Here is a 16895-nt window from a genome sequence, read left to right as displayed (position 1 = left end):
CAATCTTCTTGATAAATATGAATGAGCGGGGTTACAAAGTGAGTATTTCTTCCATCCTTTTATCACTTTTTTTCATTTTGAATATTCTTTTGGCTATCATTGTCATTTTTAAAGAACGGCGCGATGCCAGCGCATCTTGGGCGTGGCTGCTTGTTCTTTTCTTTATTCCCGTTTTAGGCTTTATTTTATACTTATTATTCGGCCATAATCTCAGGCGTAAGCATTTGTTTCAATGGGAGGACCGAAAAAAGATCGGAATTGAAAAGCTGCTGAAGCATCAGCTTGAAGACTTAGAAAACAAGCAATTTCAGTTCAACAACCGGGCAACCTTTGATAACAAAGATTTAATATATATGCTTATCATGAATAATCATGCTGTGTTCACTGAGGATAATTCAGTTGACGTCATTACAGATGGACGGGATAAGTTTCAGCGGCTTCTGAATGACATTTCAAAGGCTAAAGATCATATCCACTTACAATATTATATTTATAAAGGTGATGAATTAGGCAAAAAATTACGGGACGCTCTCATCCAAAAAGCGAAAGAAGGCGTTCAGGTCAGAGTGCTTTATGATGAACTCGGGTCCAGAACGCTGCGAAAAAAGTTTTTTAAAGAGCTCCGCGAGGCCGGCGGGCATGTGGAGGTCTTTTTCCCTTCAAAGCTCAGGCCAATTAACTTGCGGCTGAATTACCGGAACCACCGCAAGCTTGTCATCATAGACGGAATAATCGGTTATGTCGGAGGATTTAACGTCGGAGATGAGTATCTCGGGCTTAATCCGAAATTTGGTTATTGGCGTGATACGCATATCCGGCTCCAGGGGACGGCCGTGCATGCCATCCAGACGCGTTTCATCCTTGACTGGAACCAAGCTTCCCATCACCATACGCTGACATATATTCCGAATCACTTTCCTGATTACGGCCCAAAAGGCAACGTCGGGATGCAGATTGTCACAAGCGGACCGGATTCCGAATGGGAACAAATTAAAAATGGCTACATTAAAATGATTTCGAATGCCAAGCGTTCCATTTTGATTCAAACGCCTTATTTTATCCCGGACGCAAGCCTGCTGGATGCTTTGAGGATCGCGTGCCTATCGGGTGTTGACGTCAATATTATGATCCCGAACAAGCCTGATCATGCCTTTGTATACTGGGCGACACTTTCGTACATCGGCGATCTGCTGAAAGCCGGAGCCACTGTCTATATTTACGATAATGGCTTTATTCATGCGAAAACCATCGTGGTGGATGACGAAATCGCATCTGTCGGCACAGCGAATATCGATGTCCGAAGCTTCAGGCTGAATTTTGAGGTTAATGCATTTATTTACGATATCACCATTGCGAAAAAACTGGTTTCTACATTTAAAGAAGATTTGCTCGTATCCAGAAAATACACCTATGAAGAATACCTGCAGCGCCCCTTGTGGATTCGAATTAAAGAATCCGTCTCGCGCCTGTTGTCGCCGATTTTATAAGATGTGCCAAAACCCCGGCCTTTATAGCCGGGGTTTTTCCTGTTGGTCACAGTAAATGATGATCGCCTCCCGCAAAAAAGCGGCAAGGCCTTCTCCATATTGATTGATTGCATTTGTAAATCGTTCGTCAGTGATATACACTTCTCCAAGCCCTCTGAAAATGTCGAGTGTGCATTCGTAATGATATTGGCAAATATGATCACGAAACGCCCCCACAGCAGACTGAACCTCTGCATCATTGGGGCCGTGTATCATTCGTGCCGCAATTTGTCTGTAAATCGAATCAAATTCAGCCATGATCGCGCGCCAATCGTCCGCTGAGTATGCAGATGTCCTTTTCTCTGTTTCTTCTGCAATTTCCCTTCCATACAGCTTTCTGACTTCATCAGCGTATGTCTGCTGGTGCTCTTCAATGTCTTTCATGCTTAACCCGGCAAATAAATCCCGCTTATCCATATGTTCCCCTCCCTCAATAGATTGAAGCGTCCTGTCAATCGTTTGAATCATCTCTTCCATTCTTTGTTTTTTCTTCATCAACATATCCTTTTGCGACTGAAGTGCCGCTTTCCGGTCAAAATTCTTATGATCCAGCATCTCTTTAATATCATCCAGACGAAACCCAATTTCCCTAAAAAATAAAATCTGCTGGAGTCTTTCCAGATCTGCATCACTGTACAAACGATACCCTGCGTCAGTAAGCGCCGAAGGATTCAGAAGCTGAATATCATCATAGTGATGAAGCGTCCGAATGCTGACACCTGCTATGTCCGCCACTTGTTTGACTTGGTATTTCATAAATAACACCTCCTCTTCTTCTATCGTAAACAATCACGCAGCGTCAGGGTCAATCCCAAAATGTTATTTTTTATATACAAAACTTCTCACAAATAGTGTATAAAAGAAAAGTGAGTATTTTTTTGTAAAGGGGAGCCAGTGTACATGAATCCTGAAACCATGAACAAAACCCTCATTAGCATTTCGAAATGGGGAAAAGCAACAGGCATTTTATTTATTATTATGGGCGCAATTACCGCGCTTTCAGGCGCGTTCTTTTTTCTAATCGGTGCCGTGCCGGGCGTACTGCAAATTATTTCCGGAATCTTTTTGATGCGTTCCGCTAAAGAAGCAGGGCAAATGGCTGAACACCATAGCGGACAGTCTGAGGACTTAATGCTGGAGAATTACGCGAAGTTTGTAAAGATGCAAGGGATTTATTTAATCGTAAGCATTGCTGTATCCATTCTTGCGATTATCGCCTTCTTCGTCTTCTTAATGCTTGGAATTGCTGACGGCCTTTTCAGCGATTATGATACGTACAACACTTATTAATGAGAAAAACCCGGAGGAAGCTCCGGGTTTTTTATTATTCCGCTTCGCTTACCACTGTGAAGCGTTCATTTTTGTGTGCAGGTTGTTCAAGCTCATCCAATACGGCAATGGCATAATCTGCATAGCTGATATAGCTGTCGCCTTTTGCATTTACGATGACATTGTCTTTTCCTTTTTGGTAAGAACCCGTCCGTTTTCCTGCCGGATCAAAAAATGCCGCAGGGCTGAGGAACGTCCAGGAAATGGAGTCTGTCTGCTGCAAATCTTTCAGGTTCTCCCCTTGATTTGATGCAGTCGGCAAATATTCTTTCGGGAATTCCGGTGTATCCATTAAACGGGTTGTTTTGGCTTCATCAACAAACAGGCTTCCTGCTCCGCCGACGACAAGCAATCTTATGTTTTTCGCATTCTTTAAGATGCTGATTAGCGCTCTGCCTGCCTCAACATGAAGGTGTTCCTGGCCAGGCGCTGCTCCAAAAGCGTTTACAACCGCATCGAAAGGCTTGATGTCTTCTGCAGTCAGTTCAAACACATCTTTCTCCAAAATCGCTATGTCCTGTTCCTGCACTTTTGAAGCGTTTCGGACGATGGCAGTCACTTCATGGCCTCTTGTTTTCGCTTCTTTCAAAATCTCATTTCCTGCTTTTCCGCTTGCGCCGATAATTCCAATTCTCATTTTTCATTTCCTCCTTATTTGTAACAATTTTAGTTACATGTTAGCGGTGAGAAGTCATCTCTTTTGATTAAAAGAGATGATTCATAACATCTTTTAATGACTTGCTTGCCAGTTCATCTTCCATCGCTTTTTGCACACTTTCAAACGTTTCATCCAATGCGTTTTGAATTCTTTTCCCTACCGGACAGTTCGGATTCGGGTTTTCATGAATCGCAAAGAGTTCATCTTGCTTTTGGACAGCCCGATAGACTTCTAAAAGAGAAATATCAGCCGGATCTTTTTTGAGGCTTGCACCCGGCACCCCAGCGCGGGATGTGAGAATATCCGCTTTTTTCAGCATGCTGATCATTCTTCGCACGACAACCGGATTGGTGTTGACGCTGCCAGCGATGGTTTCTGAAGACTCTTTTTCATCCATCGAAATGAGGGATAAAATATGAATGGCAACAGCAAGACGGCTGTTAATCATGTTTTTCACCACCGTTGTAACTATAATAGTTACATTTGATTCGTTTGTCAACATCTAATATACACTAAATACGGGGTTCTTGTGCACCGTTTTTAGTCAATAGAACGGCCGGATGCACTCCGGCCGCGTCTTGTCAGAATAAGAAATATCTTTGTCCAAGCGGAACATAATCGACAGGCTGGCAAGACAATTCCTCTCCGTCAGCGAAGACCTGATAAGTTTTTGGATCAACCTCAATCTTCGGCAATGCTGAGTTCAATTTCATATCCAGCTTGCTCAGCTTTCTGATATTTTTGACAGGAGAAATTCTTTTTTCCAACCCTAAGCTTTCTGCCACACCCCGCTCAATGCTTGCTTGAGACATAAATGTAATGGAGGTTGAGCGATTGGCTTTTCCGTAAGACGCATACATTTGGCGCATAAACACCGGTTCAGGAGTCGGGATGGACGCGTTCGGATCCCCCATTTGCGCACGTGCAATCATGCCGCCTTTTAAGACAAGTTCAGGTTTTACGCCGAAAAATACCGGGTCCCACAGAACGAGATCTGCGAGCTTCCCTTTTTCCACCGAGCCGACTTCATGGCTGAGCCCGTGAGTAATCGCCGGATTAATTGTGTATTTGGCAACGTAGCGTTTTGCACGCACATTGTCGTTTCTGTTTTCACCGGCAAGTGCGCCGCGCTGCTTTTTCATTTTATCGGCTACCTGCCATGTTCGGATGATCACTTCACCGACACGCCCCATCGCTTGGGAATCCGATGATGTCATGCTGATCGCGCCGATATCATGGAGTATGTCCTCTGCCGCAATGGTCGCAGCCCTGATTCTGGAATGGCTGAACGCCACATCTTCAGGCACTTTCGCATCTAAATGGTGGCAGACCATCATCATGTCAAGATGCTCATCCATCGTATTAACGGTATAAGGAATGGTTGGCGTTGTGGATGACGGCAGAATGTTTGCGTAAGAGGCGAGCTTCATAATATCCGGGGCGTGGCCGCCGCCTGCTCCTTCAATGTGATAGGTATGAATGACCCGGTCCCCGATCGCATCGAGCGTGTTTTCCAAAAAGCCCGCTTCGTTAATCGTATCGGTATGGATGGCGACTTGAATATCCGCCTCATCCACAACTTCCATACACGTTTTGATGGCGCTTGGCGTCGTGCCCCAGTCTTCATGAAGCTTAAGGCCGATGGCGCCTGCTTCCACCTGCTCGATCAGCGGCGCTTTATCGGATGCATTCCCTTTTCCTAAGAAGCCGACATTAATCGGAAACTCCTCGGCCGCTTCCAGCATCCTTGCCATATACCACGCGCCGGACGTACATGTTGTCGCTTTGCTTCCTGTAGCAGGTCCTGTTCCGCCTCCCAAAAGGGTCGTCACACCTGAAGAAAGCGCAACTTCCATCTGCTGAGGACAAATAAAATGAATGTGCGTGTCCACGCCTCCAGCTGTTAAAATTTTTCCTTCACCGGAAATCACCTCTGTACCCGCGCCGATGACCATATGCGGATCGACTCCGTCCATGATATCAGGGTTGCCGCTTTTTCCGACGCCAACAATCCGGCCGTCTTTCACACCGACATCCGCTTTGACAATGCCTGTGTAATCCAATAGGACGACGTTTGTGATGACCAAATCCAAAGCGCCGTCTTTGGCTGTAATTCTGCCGTTTTGGCCCATGCCGTCGCGGATCGTTTTTCCGCCGCCAAAGATCATCTCTTCACCATATACTGTGAAATCCTTTTCGACTTCGACCCATAAATCCGTATCGCCCAATCTGATTTTATCGCCCGTTGTCGGGCCAAACAGCTCCGCATATTCCTCCCGTGACATTTTCATCGGATTACCCCCTCCTTCCAGCCGGCTTGTTTTAAGTTGGCTAACGTTTTTTCTTTGCCGCGTTCATCGATAAACGTGTCGGCCATTCCGTTCAGGCCTCTAATTGTCTTTCGTCCGCCGATTTCCACAAGCGTGACTGTTTTCTGCTCGCCCGGCTCAAAACGTACCGACGTGCCTGATGGAACATCAAGGCGCATGCCGATCGCCTGCTCACGGTCAAATGATAATGCCCCGTTGGCTTCCGCAAAATGAAAATGCGAGCCGACTTGAATGGAGCGTGATCCGGTGTTTTTTACCGCTACCTCCCGTGTCTCACGGCCTTCATTAATCGTAATCGTTCCCTCAGCAATTTGGAATGCTCCCGGCTTCATGACTTCACCTCCGCAGAAATTGGCTGATGTACCGTAACAAGCTTCACTCCATCAGGAAATGTGGCCTCCACCTGAATGCTGTCTAGCATCTCAGGAACACCCTCCATCACATCTTTTTCTGTTAACACATGGCGGCCGGCTTCCATCAGCTCTGCTACTCCCTTTCCGTCACGTGCGCCTTCCATGATAAAGCAGGTGATATAAGCGGCAGCCTCAGGGTAGTTGAGCAGAACGCCCCGCGCCTTTCGCTGTTTGGCTAATTCCCCCGCTGCAAAAATGAGCAATTTCTCTTGTTCAACCGGTGTCAGTTTCATCTGTAGTCCTCCTTCTTTTGTCATATAAAGCGGATGCGGTTACTGCGAATTTGCGGAACATGCAGGCGGGACATCACCTCCCTTTCTTCAAGTACCGGGTCATACGGTAAGATGCCTTTCAAAGCGGCGTGCCGTTTCTTCATCGGCCTTTCCATGGTCGACAACCGTTCCCCTGTCGATCACATAAAGGTAGTCAGCACATGTTAACGCGTTTTCCAGACTGTGCTCGACTAAAACAACGGAAATGTCTTTTTTTCTGGAAATTTCTACGATAACTTGTCTGATTAGTTCGATAATTGACGGCTGAATTCCTTCCATTGGTTCATCAAGTAAAATAATTTTTGGATTTCCCATCAGCGCTCTGGCAATTGCAAGCTGCTGCTGCTGGCCTCCGCTTAAATCGCCGCCTTTGCGGTCAAGCATCTCCTTTAAAACAGGAAACCATTGAAAAATGTCTTCCTTGACCTGCCCCGTTCGCTCCTTCTTCGGAAGCGGCTCTTCCCCAAGCAGCAGGTTGTCACGAACGGTTAAGGAGGAAAAGATGTCTCTTCCCTGCGGAACGTACGCAATTCCCGTTCTTGCCCGTGTTTCCGCCTTTTCGTTTTGAACAAACGTTTGATTAAAACAAATATCCCCCTGTTTTGCCGGAAGCAGGCCTATGATTGTTTTCAGCAAGGTGGATTTGCCGACTCCGTTTCGGCCTAATACAGCGACAATCTGCCCCGGGCGAACCTCCATGCTGAGGCTGTGCAAAACCATCGATTGATCGTAACCGGACGTTACATTCCTGACGGCAATCATGACACACCGCTCCTTCCTAAATACACCTCTGCCACCTCTTCATTGCTTGTGATGTCATCCATCGACCCTTCACAAAGCACTTTGCCTTCATGCATGACCGTGACTTTTCTGGAAAACGAGCGCACAAAATCCATATCGTGCTCGACAATCAGAACAGAGCACGTTTTTGCAATTTCTTCAAACAGGGCTCCGGTTTTTTCCCGCTCCTTTCCTGTCATGCCGGCAATCGGTTCATCCAGCAGCAAAAGCTTCGGCTCCATGGCGAGCTGCATGCCGATCTCAAGCCATTGCTTCTGTCCGTGTGACAGGCTGCCAGCTGTTAGATCCCATTTGTCATCTAACCCAATCAGCCGCAGGATGTCTATGATCCTGTCACTTTGCTCTTTTGTCATACGAGCTGTCAGCAGTGAAAGGATTGTTTTTTTCTGTTTCATGGCAAGTTCGAGGTTCTCAAACACAGTCAGCTGCGTAAAAACACTCGGAGCCTGAAACTTTCTGGCGACCCCCAGTTTGGCGATCTGATATTCCCGCGCTTTTGTCAGTTCATTCGTTTCTTGAAATAGCACTTCGCCCGAATGCGGCTTCGTTTTTCCGCAAATGATGTCCAGCAAAGTCGTTTTTCCGGCTCCGTTCGGCCCAATTAAAAAATGGATATCACGTTCCCGCACGCTGATATCAGCGCCCTGCAAGGCCCAAAATCCGTCAAACTCAACCTTCACGTCACGGCAGGTAAGTATCGGTTTCATAAGCAGCCGCTCCTTTCTTTTTCGAGGAAGAAAGCTGGGTTCTAATCTTCTCGAACAGCCCGACAATCCCTTTTGGCATATAGAGCACGACGATAATAAACAGCGCGCCGAGGAAGTACAGCCAAATGTCAGGGTAATATTCGCTTAAATAGCTTTTCAAGCCGTTCGTTAACAGCGCGCCAAGCACCGCCCCGAAAATGGAGTGCCTGCCGCCGATTGCGACCCACAGCACCATTTCCACCGAAGGGATGATGCCCATCATTTCCGGCGAGATCATCCCATCCTGAAGCACAAACAGCATCCCGGCAATCCCCGCCATCGCAGCAGATACACAGTAAATAAACACTTTAAAAACGGTGGAGTGATACCCGAAAAAACGAACCCTGTTTTCTCCGTCGCGCACCGCCTGCAATAGCCGCCCAAAACGGCTTCTCGTCAGAAACAAAGCAAACATGACAGAAACACCGAGGAAAAAGACTGTCGTATAATACAAAATCCGCTTTATTGCAGGATCGGCCAAAGCATATTGAAAAACGGTAAAGAAATTCGTGAGGCCATTCGTGCCGCCAGTGATGTCCTGGCTGCCGATGAACAGTGTGACAACAACCACCACAACAGCCTGAGAGATCAACGAAAAATAAACACCCTTTATGTTGTTGCGGAAGGTAAAGTAACCGAGTAAAAAGGCCAAAAAAACAGGCACAATAACGGCTGCAGCAATCGCACTAAAAGGATTACTGAACATTGCCCAAATCCACGGCAGTTCACTGACGCCGGTCCACTCCATAAAATCAGGAATGCCTGACGGTGAGGCTTCTATTTTTAAGTACATGGCCATGCAGTAAGCGCCCAATCCAAAAAAGACGCCATGTCCCAAACTCAAAATGCCTGTATATCCCCAAATCAGGCAAATGCCGACCGCCACAATCGCGAAGCATAAAAACTTCGCCAACAGCCCTAATCGAAACTCCTGCAGAAAAAACGGAGCGGCGATAAAAAGGGCAAACATCACCAGATACGGACTGAATTGTGAAAACCGCTTCATCCGGTTCCCTCCTAATCAAGTAATCTCGTTCTGACACTCGCAAGACCTGAAGGCCGCCATTGCAGAAAGAGAATAATAAATGCAAACACGACTACCTTTGCAATCGTAGCGTTTGTGGAATACTCAACGAATGTGCTCAGCAAACCGACCGTCACCGCGCCGATAATGGTGCCTTTTAATTTTCCAATTCCGCCTAATATGACGATCATGAAGGCATCGACGAGGTACGACGAACCGAGAGTAGGCCCGATCGAACCAAGCAATGTGAGTGAGCTCCCCGCGATACCGGCCAGTCCGCTTCCGAGCGCGAAAGCCAATGTATCTGTTTTTCTCACAGATACGCCGAGACACGATGCCATGCTCCGGTTCAGCGTAACCGCCTGCATCCGCCGCCCCGCAGAGGTTTTAAATAAATAGAAACCGAGCAGTGCCAGCGTAAAAAGAACGAGCGCCAAAATAAACAGCCTTTTATACGGAAAGGTAACCGAAAACAGCGTCACCCCTCCCGTCAGCCACTCAGGTGACTTGACGGCCACATTCGGCGCGCCAAAAATCGATCTTGCTGCCTGCTGCAGTATCAAGCTCACCCCCCACGTCGCCAAAAGGCTGTCGAGCGGACGGTCATATAATTGCCTGACAATCACTTTTTCAATGACAATCCCAATAAGCTCCGCAACCGCAAACGCCATGATGATTGCGAATAAAAAATAGTAAGAAAACAGAGAAGCCGGCAAATAGCTTAAAAACAGCTGCTGAACGACATATGTCGTGTAGGCTCCTGCCATAATCAGCTCACCGTGCGCCATATTAATAATGTTCATCAAACCGAATGTAACGGCTAATCCAATCGCAATGAGAATCAAAATAGAACCGAGACTGATCCCGTTAAATAATTGAGTAACGACGACAGACATGCTCCGCCTCCTCCCCCGCAAACGGCTTTGATTTATTTAGATAACCCCTTTGCCCAGTCGTACGTTTTCAAATATGGATCAGGTTTTACCGGTTCACCTGAGTTCCATACTTCTTTAAACTGTCCATCCCCCGTGATTTGCCCGATTCTGACCGTTTTGTAGAGATGCTGTGTATCCCCGTCAATTTTCACTGTGCCGCCCGGTGCCTTGAATGCAATCCCGTCAGCGGCTTTCTTCACCTTATCGACATCAAAGGACTTGGCTTTTTCAACAGCCGCCGCCCAGAGATAAACCGCATTATAGCCGGCTTCAATCGGATCGCTCGTCACCCGGCTATCACCGTTCATCTTTTTATAGCTTTTCACGAATGTTTGATTTTCGCTCGTATTGGTTGTCTGGAAATAATTCCACACCGCATAATGTCCTTTTAACACATCAGAGCCGATCCCCCGAATTTCTTCCTCAGCGACACTTGCCGACATGACAGGCATATCATCAGCCGATATCCCCGCATCTTTCAGCTGTTTGAAAAACGCCACGTTGCTGTCGCCGTTTAATGTGTTAAAAATGACATCGGGCTGTTTTTCTTTGATTTTGCCGACGAGCGTACTGTAATTGGTGTGGCCTAGCGGCGTATACTCTTCACCGGCAATTTCTCCTCCGTCCGCTTTTACTTGTGCTTTAATGATTTTATTGGCTGTTCTCGGGAACACGTAATCTGATCCGATCAGAAAGATCTTCTTACCTTTATTTTTCAGCAGCCAATCGACAGCCGGCACAATTTGCTGATTCGTCGTTGCTCCGGTATAAAAAATATTAGGTGATGTCTCCATTCCTTCGTACTGCACCGGATAGAACAGCAGGCCATTGTTTTGCTCCACAACCGGAAGCATGGCTTTGCGGCTAGCAGATGTCCATCCGCCAAAAACAGCAGCCACTTTGTCTTGCTGAAGCAGCTTTCTCATTTTTTCCGCATATGTAGGCCAGTCTGAAGCGCCGTCTTCCACGACGGGTTCAAGCTTTTTGCCGAGAACTCCGCCTTTTTGGTTGATTTCTTGAATCGCCATTAACTCTGCATCATGGACGGACACTTCGCTGATCGCCATTGTCCCGCTTAGTGAGTGAAGAATCCCGACCTTCACTGAATCCCCGCTTGTGTCGATATCAACTGTTCTTTTCGCACTTCCGCTGGCTTCTGACACTTTCTTCGGCGCAGCACACCCCGTCATCAACACCATGATCAGAAACAACAGAAAAACAGCCTGTATTCCAACCCCTTTGTTTTTCATTTAGAACCTCCCTTTGTCATGTGATGTTACAAAAGTTAACAACTCATGTCATTATTATATAGAAGAGGTTCATTGATTCAAAGAATATTTCGAAAATTTAGATACTTTAACCAAATCGATTGCTTTTTTTGTTACATTTATTCACATTCAAAAAAGCACACAAAAAAAGACAAGAAACATATCGTTTCCTGCCTCTTTCGTATGATTAATCTTTATTTGTGAATGTATCCTTTGCTTTCCCGATATCCTTTTGGATCTCGCCTTTTGCCTTATCCTTTTTGCCTTCAGCCTGCATGTCCGTTTTATCGGTCATATCTCCGACTTTATCCTTCGCTTCTCCTTTGGCTTTATTTAAGCCGCCTTTCATTTTATCTTTTACACTATCGTTACCCATGTTGATTCTCTCCCTTCATTATGTGTGTACTTGTTACCTTCCCGATCTGAGAGGCGGTAAACATTTGAATGTTACTTATCGATTTCGTAGCGCTCTCCGTAGCGGAGCACCTTGTAAATCGCCAGACCGTCTGATGACTTTTTCTCTGAATATCGAACCGGCAGCAGGGCGAAAAACACATAATACGTAGAAAAATAGACAAACTGATAAAAAAACATATTCGGTTTTAATACACTGTGTATAATTAGCAAATTGACTATAAAAATCGTTATCAGGTTAAACAGGCTGCCCCCGGCATACACAAGTGCATGCGAGAACCGATTGTCGGTTTTCAGCTCACCAAACCTGCAAAAGGAATCTATGAAATAGATCGCTCTGATCCGTATCGGCCCAATCTTGAACAGCGTTTTGCCCATCCCAATATCCAACGATCCTTTTCCGCCAAAAATAAGTGCCATGAAGCTGTGCCCTGAAACATGTATGATCTGTACAAGCGGCAGAACAATGAGGAAAGACCATAGAAACTTCACCATATCATTGAAACCGAACATCGAATTCCCCCTCACGCCTGTCATTGACCCAGGCACCGTCTAAACCCGGCTATTTTGAATTTGATCAAAAGCATATGTAGCGAATTTTCCTGTTCTGCCCGAAAATAAACGTTCCGATGCTCTCCTTTTTTTGTATATAAAAAAACCATCTGGCAGCAGATGGTTTCGTCTTACACTTGATATAAACAGTCGTTTCTTTGGATCATTTCTCTCATACTGACTGCTTTTTCATAAAAATACACCGCTTCTTTGTAGTGTTCGCGATGACTGAAATAGGAGGCAGCATCCAAAGCGAATTCTTCAATATATACGTAAAGGGCTTTTTCTTCCATATAGTCAAATACTTCTTGAATCATATCTACATTAACAGATTCCACATATAAGGCCTGCAAAAATTTATATTTCGCCAGACTGAAGAAGTCGTTTCGTTTTTGGGCGATGGCAATCCCTTTTTCATAGTACTGCATCGCAGCTTGGACATCTTGCTTTTTGAAAAGAACGCGAGTCAGGCTGAAGAGCGCTTTTGGAAGCTGTTCCAGCTGATGCTCTTCAAAGACAGGAAGCGCTTTTTCAAAGTATTCCGCGGCTTGATCCAGCTCTCCTTTGTCATCATAGCAATTCCCGATATTATAGAGGGCTGATCCGATCAAACGGGGCTGTCCTTCCAATAAAGCCAGACGATACGCGTCATCCAGATGCTCAAGCGCTTTTTCATAATGTCTGTAGTCAATGTAGTTTCCTGATATGACGAAATGGCATTGAATTCTTCTGACTCTGTAAAAGTCGTGAGCCTTGTATGTCTCAAGCGCCTGTACGGCGTGGTTCATGGAAAAGTGCGTCTGCTTCATGATATAAAAGACTTCCGCCACTTTAAAATGAAATTCCGCTCTTTCAATTTCATCTTCTACAAACGCGAGCATCTTCTCAGCTTTCCGATAAAAGGATATAGCCGAGATGTAATTGTTCTGTTCAAATTCGTACATTCCTCTGAACAAGTGAAAATAATACTCAGATAATCCCGAGATGCTGTCCTGATTGCTTTCCAGCGTTTTGATCAATTCACGATATTGAAGCTGAGATTCCTCGTGCAGGTCAGGCTTTACATAATCCAGCATAATTTGGTGCCGGTAACTGATCAGCTGATAATACAGGAGAAGCAGCTGATCCTCTTCCATCTGTTCTATGTCTTGATCAATCTCTTCCTTCAGCTTAACGGCATCAGCCACTTGAAATGCTAAAATGTGCTTGTACCACTTATTGATTTTCACTCCTACTTGAGATGACGGGATCTCGTACGCGGCCATGCCCCTCCAACCCTTTCTATTTTCTAATTGGTTATATTTTATCATAATGTATGGCTTTGGAATTAAAATTTCTTACAATGATTCCTTCCTTATGCCTATCTTTATATATTTCGGTTTTTGTAAGTATTTTTTGCACTTGGATGTTTATAAAAAAAGCTTATCGGACAGTGCCGATAAGCTTTTTATTTCATATTAACCGCCAATATAAGACATTTCCACTTTCTTTTTGTCTGATGCTTTTGATAGAGTACGATCGACCGAATACTGATCGATCCGATTTTTCCATACGGTGCCGATCATCTCTGACAGTTCGTCATCACTTAATTCCTGACGAACCGGCCCTCTGAGGTCAAATCCGCTTGAAGCGAATAAGCAGGTAAACAGCTCCCCTCTCGCAGAAAGACGGGCCCTGTTGCATGATCCGCAAAATGCATCAGATACAGATGATATGACGCCGATTTCTCCAGATCCGTCCAAGTAGCGGAATCTGGAAGCCACTTCGCCTTTATAATTCGGCGCTATTGGTTCAACCGGCATGTGTCCATTGATCAAATCAATGATTTCCGCCTTTGTCATGACGTCCTTCTTTTCCCATTGGTTGGTGTTGCCCACGTCCATAAATTCGATGAATCTCAGGATATGCCCTTTTTCTTTAAAATAACGGGCCATAGGCAGTATATCTTTTTCATTGACGCCCTTTTGGACGACCATGTTGATTTTAACACCGAGCCCCGCTTGCTTCGCCGCTTCAATGCCTTCCAGCACCTTGCTGACAGAAACCCCGCGCCCGTTTATCTTTTTAAAACGCTCGTCCTCTAAGGAATCAAGGCTGATCGTGACCCGTTTCAGCCCTGCTTCCTTGAGCTTCTCCGCATAAACAGGCAGCAGTGATCCGTTTGTCGTCATCGCAATATCATGGACACCCGGAATGCGGGCCAGTTTTTTGATTAATTCCGGCATATCCTTTCTCATGAGGGGCTCTCCGCCGGTTAAGCGGATTTTTTCAACACCGAACCTTGTGACAAATAGCGTCGCAAGCCGTTCCAGCTCTTCAAACGAAAGCAGCTCCTCTTTCTTTAAAAAAGGATAATCCGGGCCGAATAATTCGGCGGGCATACAGTACGTGCATCGGAAGTTGCAGCGGTCTGTAACAGAAATGCGAAGGTCTCTCAGCGGTCTGTTCCTCTTATCCAACATCTGACGCGATTCTGTAATCATAGCTACAGCCCCTTCCTATCCCCTGATTCTCTCAGGGTGTGTATATACATTAAATGATCCGTTTCTGACAAATCCGATCGCTGTGATATTTAATTCTTCCGCCATTTGAATCGCAAGCTCCGTCGGGGCCGATTTGGAAATGACGATCGACACTCCGATTTTTGCCGCTTTCAACAGGACTTCTGATGAGATTCTTCCGCTGAACACAATCAGTTTGTCGCGGACGGACATCCCGTTCAGAAGGCAGTGTCCGTATAATTTATCAAGCGCGTTGTGCCGGCCGATATCTGTGCGCATTAACAGCAGTTTCTCTGTGTCGCAAAGCGCCGCATTATGAACGCCTCCCGTATCCTGAAACGTTCCGCTCCCTTGTTGCATGTCTTTCATAAGCGCCAGACATGCTTCAGGCGATATCTTGATTTGGCTGACAGCCGTTTTGGCGGTTTTGACATCCTGCTGAAAATAAAAATGGCGGCCCTTTCCGCAGCATGAGCCGATCACCCGTTTCGTATAATCCTTTTGATCCAATGTCTCAGGATGAACAAGATCGACATAAACAAAACCGAGACTTTCATCTATTGTAAACCTTTTAATCTCTTTTTGAAATCGTATAACACCCTCTGATGCGAGAAATCCAATGACAAGCTCTTTGATATGCTCCGGCGTACAAACGAGCGTCACAAATTCACTTCCGTTCAGTATCACTGTCAAAGGGTATTCCGTCACCATCCGGTCTTCTATTTTGCTTATTTCCCCTTGTTCATAGCGCCATACATCCCTGACCGCAGTTACTTTATCGTTCAATGTCTCTTCCCCTCCGCAATGTTCCTGCCTTTATATTTTTTCACACTCCTCGGATTTTGTCGAATTCTGAGACACAAAAAGAGCCCTCTATATAAAGGACTCTATGTTTGATTATGCTGATTTTTTTTCAGGATCGTAAACAGCACAATAGCTGCGATCAAAGTGAGCATGCTGACAAAAAAGAAGGCTGCCAGTTTTAGAAAAACACCGAGCAATATGAATGCCACGGCGGCAATAAGAAAAATCATTCCTAATAATTTCATATGTTCAACCCCTTTTAAGGGTATCATTCCCGCCCAAGCTGTTTTTAAACCAATTAAAAAAGGCGCCTGGGGGAGCGCCTAATCGTTAGGTTCTTTACTCAGTAAATTTTTGTGCTTCTTTTTCCCAAGCCTGTTCGAACTCATCCGCACTGTTCGCTGAAATATATTCTCCGCCGCCAGCAACAGCCGCTTGTTTCATCTCTTCATTACCTTTGATATCAAAGTTGAAGCCAATGATGTTTACAATGGTATCCACATTCGATTCACGAAGCTTTTCAATTTCCGCTGCGGGGTCTCCGCCGCACGTTTCTTCACCGTCAGTGATTAAATACACCACGTTTTTCCCGTCAGCGTCAAATGCTTCAAATTCTTTTCTTGTATCTGAAAGTGCTTTGGCAATCGGTGTCCAGCCAGTCGGCTTGATCTCACTCAATGAATTGTCAAACAGCGATCCTTCATATGGATGAAGGCCGTAAATGGTTTCCGTCGTGCTGCATGAAAGAGCTTTGCCGGACAATTTATTGTTTCCAGCATGTCCGAAAACGCGAAGCATGAGATTTGTATCCTTCGGAAGAAGCTCGGCAAAAGACTTTACTGATTTTTTGGCAATGTCTATTTTGCGCTCTCCCCCTGTTTTTTGAATCATACTTCCGCTTCCATCAAACAAAACAGCTACATTTGTGTCAACCTGTTTCTCAGCGGCAAAAGACGGAGACGCAAAGGAGACAGTCAGCAACCCAATGATACCGGCAGCCAGCAATTTTTTCATATTATTCTTCCTTTCTTTATCATATTTTCCAACTATAGTTGGATTCCTCTTTATGCTAGAATATGAAAATGCAAAAAGATATAGGGCAAGCTGCCTTTTGTGCCGCTTTCACTTTCTATTCAAAATCGCTTGAAATGCCGATGATATTTAGCCTTTTTCGCCCAGAAAGCATATACAGTTTGTGACATCATTCATTCTTTTTTCGCCTGGATCATCACAGAAAAACGGAAATCTGCTACTATGCTACAGGCTGACACCTGATTACTTTTGAACATTATGTTACATACAAAAAAGAGGCTGACCACTAT

At 45.4% G+C, this 16895-nt stretch carries 20 protein-coding genes; 2 read left to right on the top strand and 18 right to left on the bottom strand.

Features of this window, described 5'->3' with window-relative positions; translation table 11 throughout:
* Positions 1–38 precede the first annotated feature (38 nt).
* Positions 39–1487, top strand: a complete 1449-nt coding sequence (gene cls / locus AC0C66_RS10635) for a cardiolipin synthase (protein WP_014115473.1) — start codon at positions 39–41, stop codon at positions 1485–1487.
* Between the two features lie 21 nt (positions 1488–1508).
* Here cls and AC0C66_RS10630 read toward each other — a convergent pair whose 3' ends face one another.
* Positions 1509–2282 (bottom strand): MerR family transcriptional regulator, encoded by a 774-nt coding sequence (locus AC0C66_RS10630; protein ID WP_472973573.1) that lies wholly within the window; start codon positions 2280–2282, stop codon positions 1509–1511.
* Positions 2283–2426: 144 nt separating this feature from the next.
* On the opposite strand from AC0C66_RS10630, the gene AC0C66_RS10625 reads away from it, so the two are divergent.
* Positions 2427–2816 carry a DUF5362 family protein gene (locus tag AC0C66_RS10625; RefSeq protein WP_014115475.1) on the top strand — a complete coding sequence of 130 codons (390 nt, stop codon included), beginning with the start codon at positions 2427–2429 and terminating at the stop codon, positions 2814–2816.
* Positions 2817–2850: 34 nt separating this feature from the next.
* Here AC0C66_RS10625 and AC0C66_RS10620 read toward each other — a convergent pair whose 3' ends face one another.
* From AC0C66_RS10620 to AC0C66_RS10540, 17 genes are all read right to left on the bottom strand, one after another.
* The gene (locus AC0C66_RS10620; RefSeq protein ID WP_472973572.1) at positions 2851–3492 is read right to left on the bottom strand and encodes an NAD(P)-dependent oxidoreductase; all 642 of its coding nucleotides are present in this window, start codon (positions 3490–3492) and stop codon (positions 2851–2853) included.
* 67 nt (positions 3493–3559) lie between these two features.
* Complete coding sequence (locus AC0C66_RS10615) at positions 3560–3961, bottom strand: Rrf2 family transcriptional regulator (protein ID WP_014115477.1); 402 nt, start codon at positions 3959–3961, stop codon at positions 3560–3562.
* Positions 3962–4094: 133 nt separating this feature from the next.
* Positions 4095–5804 (bottom strand): urease subunit alpha, encoded by a 1710-nt coding sequence (gene ureC, locus AC0C66_RS10610; protein WP_072181857.1) that lies wholly within the window; start codon positions 5802–5804, stop codon positions 4095–4097.
* The gene (ureB, locus tag AC0C66_RS10605) at positions 5801–6175 is read right to left on the bottom strand and encodes an urease subunit beta (RefSeq protein WP_472973571.1); all 375 of its coding nucleotides are present in this window, start codon (positions 6173–6175) and stop codon (positions 5801–5803) included. The genes ureC and ureB overlap by 4 nt, the downstream gene beginning before the upstream one ends.
* Positions 6172–6489, bottom strand: coding sequence for an urease subunit gamma (ureA, locus tag AC0C66_RS10600; RefSeq protein ID WP_003227724.1), 318 nt, complete (start codon positions 6487–6489; stop codon positions 6172–6174). Before ureA ends, ureB begins: the two co-directional genes overlap by 4 nt.
* Positions 6490–6588: 99 nt before the next feature.
* The gene (gene urtE / locus AC0C66_RS10595; protein ID WP_014115480.1) at positions 6589–7290 is read right to left on the bottom strand and encodes an urea ABC transporter ATP-binding subunit UrtE; all 702 of its coding nucleotides are present in this window, start codon (positions 7288–7290) and stop codon (positions 6589–6591) included.
* Positions 7287–8036 carry an urea ABC transporter ATP-binding protein UrtD gene (gene urtD / locus AC0C66_RS10590; protein WP_472973570.1) on the bottom strand — a complete coding sequence of 250 codons (750 nt, stop codon included), beginning with the start codon at positions 8034–8036 and terminating at the stop codon, positions 7287–7289. The genes urtE and urtD overlap by 4 nt, the downstream gene beginning before the upstream one ends.
* Positions 8011–9081, bottom strand: coding sequence for an urea ABC transporter permease subunit UrtC (gene urtC, locus AC0C66_RS10585; RefSeq protein WP_472973569.1), 1071 nt, complete (start codon positions 9079–9081; stop codon positions 8011–8013). The genes urtD and urtC overlap by 26 nt, the downstream gene beginning before the upstream one ends.
* Positions 9082–9092: 11 nt before the next feature.
* Positions 9093–9995, bottom strand: a complete 903-nt coding sequence (urtB, locus tag AC0C66_RS10580; RefSeq protein ID WP_461845769.1) for an urea ABC transporter permease subunit UrtB — start codon at positions 9993–9995, stop codon at positions 9093–9095.
* A 32-nt stretch (positions 9996–10027) separates the two neighbouring features.
* The gene (gene urtA / locus AC0C66_RS10575) at positions 10028–11284 is read right to left on the bottom strand and encodes an urea ABC transporter substrate-binding protein (RefSeq protein ID WP_090557001.1); all 1257 of its coding nucleotides are present in this window, start codon (positions 11282–11284) and stop codon (positions 10028–10030) included.
* A 205-nt stretch (positions 11285–11489) separates the two neighbouring features.
* Positions 11490–11678 carry a CsbD family protein gene (locus AC0C66_RS10570; RefSeq protein ID WP_014115485.1) on the bottom strand — a complete coding sequence of 63 codons (189 nt, stop codon included), beginning with the start codon at positions 11676–11678 and terminating at the stop codon, positions 11490–11492.
* A gap of 71 nt (positions 11679–11749) precedes the next feature.
* Entirely contained in the window at positions 11750–12229 is a 480-nt protein-coding gene (locus tag AC0C66_RS10565; RefSeq protein ID WP_014115486.1) for a hypothetical protein, read from the bottom strand.
* Positions 12230–12399: 170 nt separating this feature from the next.
* On the bottom strand, positions 12400–13533 hold the full coding sequence (rapB, locus tag AC0C66_RS10560; protein WP_014115487.1) for a response regulator aspartate phosphatase RapB: 1134 nt from the start codon (positions 13531–13533) through the stop codon (positions 12400–12402).
* A gap of 192 nt (positions 13534–13725) precedes the next feature.
* The gene (moaA, locus tag AC0C66_RS10555; protein WP_061186479.1) at positions 13726–14751 is read right to left on the bottom strand and encodes a GTP 3',8-cyclase MoaA; all 1026 of its coding nucleotides are present in this window, start codon (positions 14749–14751) and stop codon (positions 13726–13728) included.
* A gap of 15 nt (positions 14752–14766) precedes the next feature.
* A complete protein-coding gene (fdhD, locus tag AC0C66_RS10550; RefSeq protein ID WP_014115490.1) occupies positions 14767–15555 on the bottom strand; it encodes a formate dehydrogenase accessory sulfurtransferase FdhD in 789 nt (262 codons plus the stop codon).
* Between the two features lie 101 nt (positions 15556–15656).
* Complete coding sequence (locus AC0C66_RS10545) at positions 15657–15818, bottom strand: hypothetical protein (protein ID WP_014115491.1); 162 nt, start codon at positions 15816–15818, stop codon at positions 15657–15659.
* Between the two features lie 94 nt (positions 15819–15912).
* A complete protein-coding gene (locus AC0C66_RS10540; RefSeq protein WP_072181855.1) occupies positions 15913–16587 on the bottom strand; it encodes a vWA domain-containing protein in 675 nt (224 codons plus the stop codon).
* Positions 16588–16895 lie beyond the last annotated feature (308 nt).

The sequence above is a fragment of the Bacillus sp. VA13 genome (assembly GCF_055710085.1).
Note: the sequence above shows the minus strand (reverse complement) of the source record. Positions and strands in the feature narration are given on the sequence as shown.

Excerpts from the sequence above, each read along its gene's own strand:
- ureA (WP_003227724.1), bottom strand. The coding sequence starts at position 6,489 with ATGAAACTGACACCGGTTGAACAAGAGAAATTGCTCATTTTTGCAGCG.
- AC0C66_RS10565 (WP_014115486.1), bottom strand. The coding sequence starts at position 12,229 with ATGTTCGGTTTCAATGATATGGTGAAGTTTCTATGGTCTTTCCTCATT.
- urtC (WP_472973569.1), bottom strand. The coding sequence starts at position 9,081 with ATGAAGCGGTTTTCACAATTCAGTCCGTATCTGGTGATGTTTGCCCTT.
- moaA (WP_061186479.1), bottom strand. The coding sequence starts at position 14,751 with ATGATTACAGAATCGCGTCAGATGTTGGATAAGAGGAACAGACCGCTG.
- AC0C66_RS10570 (WP_014115485.1), bottom strand. The coding sequence starts at position 11,678 with ATGGGTAACGATAGTGTAAAAGATAAAATGAAAGGCGGCTTAAATAAA.
- ureB (WP_472973571.1), bottom strand. The coding sequence starts at position 6,175 with ATGAAGCCGGGAGCATTCCAAATTGCTGAGGGAACGATTACGATTAAT.
- AC0C66_RS10620 (WP_472973572.1), bottom strand. The coding sequence starts at position 3,492 with ATGAGAATTGGAATTATCGGCGCAAGCGGAAAAGCAGGAAATGAGATT.
- AC0C66_RS10625 (WP_014115475.1), top strand. The coding sequence starts at position 2,427 with ATGAATCCTGAAACCATGAACAAAACCCTCATTAGCATTTCGAAATGG.
- urtE (WP_014115480.1), bottom strand. The coding sequence starts at position 7,290 with ATGATTGCCGTCAGGAATGTAACGTCCGGTTACGATCAATCGATGGTT.
- AC0C66_RS10630 (WP_472973573.1), bottom strand. The coding sequence starts at position 2,282 with ATGAAATACCAAGTCAAACAAGTGGCGGACATAGCAGGTGTCAGCATT.
- rapB (WP_014115487.1), bottom strand. The coding sequence starts at position 13,533 with ATGGCCGCGTACGAGATCCCGTCATCTCAAGTAGGAGTGAAAATCAAT.
- AC0C66_RS10540 (WP_072181855.1), bottom strand. The coding sequence starts at position 16,587 with ATGAAAAAATTGCTGGCTGCCGGTATCATTGGGTTGCTGACTGTCTCC.
- AC0C66_RS10545 (WP_014115491.1), bottom strand. The coding sequence starts at position 15,818 with ATGAAATTATTAGGAATGATTTTTCTTATTGCCGCCGTGGCATTCATA.
- urtB (WP_461845769.1), bottom strand. The coding sequence starts at position 9,995 with ATGTCTGTCGTCGTTACTCAATTATTTAACGGGATCAGTCTCGGTTCT.
- ureC (WP_072181857.1), bottom strand. The coding sequence starts at position 5,804 with ATGAAAATGTCACGGGAGGAATATGCGGAGCTGTTTGGCCCGACAACG.
- urtD (WP_472973570.1), bottom strand. The coding sequence starts at position 8,036 with ATGAAACCGATACTTACCTGCCGTGACGTGAAGGTTGAGTTTGACGGA.
- urtA (WP_090557001.1), bottom strand. The coding sequence starts at position 11,284 with ATGAAAAACAAAGGGGTTGGAATACAGGCTGTTTTTCTGTTGTTTCTG.
- AC0C66_RS10615 (WP_014115477.1), bottom strand. The coding sequence starts at position 3,961 with ATGATTAACAGCCGTCTTGCTGTTGCCATTCATATTTTATCCCTCATT.